Consider the following 2,482-nt stretch of genomic DNA (forward strand, 5'->3'; position numbering starts at 1 on the left):
CAGGGAAAAATATCATCAGATGGCTGCTTAAAAAAAGAACAAATGGTAGTGTCCGCTATTGCCAGTACACCTCACAGGCTACCTCAAGGCAGCCAGTAATTTGTCTGCATCGACAGGATTTTTGGGCGGAATGTTTTTCCGGGCTTCATGGAGTTCTGCCCGTAGTTCCTGATATTTCTCATCAACAGAATTTACCTGTGACTGAGCATCCAGCGGCTGCGTGTTCTGATGATGTTCAGTTGCATCCGGTTCCATTGTTTCAGCCGTTGCCTGTTCATCTGCCATTGCGCCAGATGGCTGCGTTTTTTCTTCATCATCCTGTTTTCCTTCTTCTGTTACACGTTGCGGCATCGGGGCAGAGGAGCGACCGCAGGCAATATCCACGATTTCCGGATCAGGGTTGGCATGATCGGTTTCAGTCAGTACCTTGTTCAGATATTCAGTGACGTGAGCGGGGATGACCTCGATACCAATCGGTGCTTCTTTCACTGACGCAACCACGATGGCGCGGGAATAATCCATCCCGCCAGGCATGGTGATGAATTTGTCGCGGAAAACAGAAAAGGGCGGTTTATTTTCAGCGATAATTTCCTCGACACGTTTAGCGTGTGCCGGATGAAGGTTATAAATGTCCACGTCCATTGAACGAGCCAGTACGCCAGTGGCTACGTCGCGCGCCAGTGACGTCAGATCGTGAACGAAACCTTCGCCGCGATCGGTGAGGTTCCCGCCGCCAGCATTAGCGCCGGAAGCCGTGCGCGTGATGCGTGAAACACGATTTCCTTTCATCCACTCTTTTGTCAGCAGACCGCGATCGGTGTAGTCTGCGTCCATGTATGCTTCGAAAAAAGCAGTCATCAGCCCCAGGCTTGAATTGCCTGGATTAGGGAAAACTCTGTCAGTATCACGCACCAGTTTGTGGAGATCGCGAATTTCCAGCGGATCGAGCAGGCTGGTTTTGTGGGAAACAGCCAGGGCAGTAACAGCTGGTAGTTCTTCATCCCGAGCAATGTGTAATGCCTGGAGTTCGTCGCGTGAAACGTGCGTTACTGGTTTTTCGCTGCCGTGTTGCGCAAGCCAGCGAATGGGCAGTTCCTGACCGGAAACTGGCAGGAGCATGTTCTCCTCAATTTCTGTCATGTCTTCGCCGTTGACGTTGGTATTGTCAGTGCTGGCCGGTTTGTCCTGAACAGAGGGAGAAGATGCGATAAATACCATTGTGATGCCATCTTCCCCGCCTTTTTCGTAACGGTTGCAGAATTCCGTATCAAATACGCCTTCTGGCGGGAGGTCATCAACAACGGGCAAATTGACGCGAACAGGTTTTTTAAAGTCATCTTCATCGTAGCCTGCATCGTCAATCGCAACAGCACCACGGGAGATGGCAATGGATAATTTTTTCGCTTCAGCCCAGTAAAAACCGCCTTTAATACCGAGACGTTTTCTTACTTTGTCATTTTTTGCTTCGTAATACAGTGGGTAAACTTGTTTATCGGTGTTCATTGTTTTTTAACCTCAACTCAGATTAAAATTACTGCGAGTGATGAATAAATGTCCCAGGTTCTTCATTCAGGCCTGCACAGTGTGCAGGCTTTCTTTTTTTCAGATTTCACCTTTTAATTTCATTGCAATCAGAGTTGCCAGAAATTCGGCTTTTTTTTCTGCGGGCAGATTCTTTCCTATGTGCACCAGACACATTTTTTTTACACCATCGTTAAGTGTTTTAACGTTGCCTGATGGACCGTCGATATCAACCACAGTGAATGGGGTTTCTTTATTTTCTGTCTTAATCACGTAGCCAATACGCTTTCCTTCCAGATTAACCTCGTGAACAATGTCATCAGTAGTTACAACAGTGGCTTCATAACTGGTAATCATGTTTTTCTCCTTAATTAAGGTTGAGCGAATCCCTGCCATTGCTGGCATAAATTCAGTTTCGGATAGTCAGTTAATTAAAGTTCGTGTGCCATCTGGTCTTTTTCGGCACAGATTTCACTACAATATTTTTTCATTTCCGTCGTTGGTATAACTCCACGCATGAAATGAAGTGGTCTTGTAATGATTTTGCTTTCTTCAATTTCTTTATTGCAAAGGTGATAAGCACATTTTATTTTCTTAGTCATTACCATGACTCCGCCTTTACAGGTAAACCATCACGACCGAGGAAGACTTTAATCATGCAGTCAGAAATGCATGTTTTTGTAGTCAGGCTACGAATATAAAGTTTTCGCTTTTTAATATTGTTTGCCGAGGCGATATATGTCCGACCTTCATGAAGAATATAATCGCCAGGAGTCACACACTGACGTGGTATTTCATCAGTTCCGAAGTGATGAGCAATCATGGAAGCCTCCTTAATAAACAGTCTTACAAAGGAAATCTCAGGAAAGTTATTTAATACTTAGCAGCTGGATTTGCCCCTATATTTCCAGACATCTGTTATCACTTAACCCATTACAAGCCCGCTGCCGCAGATATTCCC

At 45.6% G+C, this 2,482-nt stretch carries 3 protein-coding genes and 1 pseudogene; all 4 read right to left on the reverse strand.

Going from position 1 to position 2,482, the window contains the following annotated elements; genetic code table 11:
* Positions 1–81: 81 nt before the first annotated feature.
* A pseudogene (locus tag ABZJ92_RS21360) lies at positions 82–1,503 on the reverse strand (RecE family exodeoxyribonuclease); the annotation flags it as partial.
* Between the two features lie 99 nt (positions 1,504–1,602).
* On the reverse strand, positions 1,603–1,878 hold the full coding sequence (locus ABZJ92_RS21365) for a hypothetical protein (RefSeq protein ID WP_005049830.1): 276 nt from the start codon (positions 1,876–1,878) through the stop codon (positions 1,603–1,605).
* A 74-nt stretch (positions 1,879–1,952) separates the two neighbouring features.
* Complete coding sequence (locus tag ABZJ92_RS21370) at positions 1,953–2,123, reverse strand: YdaE family protein (protein ID WP_001359121.1); 171 nt, start codon at positions 2,121–2,123, stop codon at positions 1,953–1,955.
* Positions 2,123–2,344, reverse strand: a complete 222-nt coding sequence (gene kil, locus ABZJ92_RS21375; protein WP_000560210.1) for a cell division protein FtsZ — start codon at positions 2,342–2,344, stop codon at positions 2,123–2,125. The genes ABZJ92_RS21370 and kil overlap by 1 nt, the downstream gene beginning before the upstream one ends.
* Positions 2,345–2,482: the final 138 nt, after the last annotated feature.

Source organism: Shigella sp. FJ200513, assembly GCF_040495915.1.
Lineage (GTDB): Bacteria > Pseudomonadota > Gammaproteobacteria > Enterobacterales > Enterobacteriaceae > ECMA0423.